Origin of the sequence: Kitasatospora putterlickiae (assembly GCF_039527695.1) — a bacterium.
GTDB classification, from domain to species: domain Bacteria; phylum Actinomycetota; class Actinomycetes; order Streptomycetales; family Streptomycetaceae; genus Kitasatospora; species Kitasatospora putterlickiae.
Map to the genome: position 1 here is coordinate 8,021 of NZ_BAAAKJ010000542.1, position 1,191 is coordinate 9,211.

The following is a 1,191-nucleotide window of genomic DNA, read 5'->3' on the forward strand; positions in this document are numbered from 1 at the left end:
CGGCGCTGTCAAGCGCCGGGCACTATCGGTCCGGAACCGCTCGGGCTACGAAAGGAAGCGAATCCAGTCGATCTTGCCGACTGGTTAGGCTTTCAAATGTTCTCACGGTTAAAGTCAATGCCATGCATGCCTGGCCCGCCTCCGAGGTTCCCGCCCTGCCTGGTCAGGGGCTCCCCCTCCGAATCCACGACACCGCGACGGGAGGCATCCGGGAGGTCGTGCCGCAGGACGGCACCGCCCGGATCTACGTCTGCGGCATCACGCCCTACGACGCGACCCACATGGGCCACGCCGCCACCTACAACGCCTTCGACCTGGTGCAGAGGGTGTGGAAGGACGCCGGCCACGACGTCCTCTACGTGCAGAACGTCACCGACGTCGACGACCCGCTGCTGCAGCGCGCGGTCGAGACCGGCCAGGACTGGGTGGCCCTCGCCGAGCGCGAGACCGCGCTCTTCCGGGAGGACATGACCGCGCTGCGGCTGCTCCCGCCGGCCCACTACATCGGCGCCGTCGAGTCCATCCCGTGGATCGTCCCGCTGGTCCAGAAGCTGCTGGCGAGCGGCGCCGCCTACGAGCTGGACGGCGACATCTACTTCTCGGTGGAGTCCGACCCGCGCTTCGGCGAGGTCTCCGGCCTCGCCCAGGACGCCATGCGCCCGGTCTTCGCCGAGCGCGGCGGCGACCCGGACCGCCCGGGCAAGCGCCACCCGCTGGACGCCCTGCTCTGGCTGGCCGCCCGCCCCGGCGAGCCCGCCTGGGACACCGAGCTCGGCCACGGCCGCCCCGGCTGGCACATCGAGTGCGTCGCCATCGCGCTGCAGTTCCTCGGGATGTCCTTCGACATCCAGGGCGGCGGCAGCGACCTCTCCTTCCCGCACCACGAGATGGGCGCCTCGCACGCCCAGGTCGCCACCGGTGACCACCCGTACGCCCGGACGTACGTGCACGCCGGCATGGTCGGCCTGGACGGCCACAAGATGTCCAAGTCGCGCGGCAACCTGGTCTTCGTCTCGGCGCTGCGCCGCGAGGGCGTCGACCCGGCCGCGATCCGCCTCGCCCTGCTCTCGCACCACTACCGCGAGGACTGGGAGTGGACCAAGGCCACCCTGGACGAGGCCGTCGAGCGGCTCGCCCGCTGGCGCGCCGCCGTCTCCCGGCCGGACGGCCCGGCCGCCGAGAAGCTGCCGG

The 1,191-nt window shown here is 71.6% G+C and carries 1 protein-coding gene; it reads left to right on the top strand.

Features of this window, described 5'->3' with window-relative positions; genetic code table 11:
• Window positions 1-122: 122 nt before the first annotated feature.
• Window positions 123-1,191, top strand: a 1,069-nt coding sequence (mshC, locus tag ABD308_RS39055) for a cysteine--1-D-myo-inosityl 2-amino-2-deoxy-alpha-D-glucopyranoside ligase (RefSeq protein ID WP_344345826.1), incomplete at its 3' end; no start/stop codon positions are given.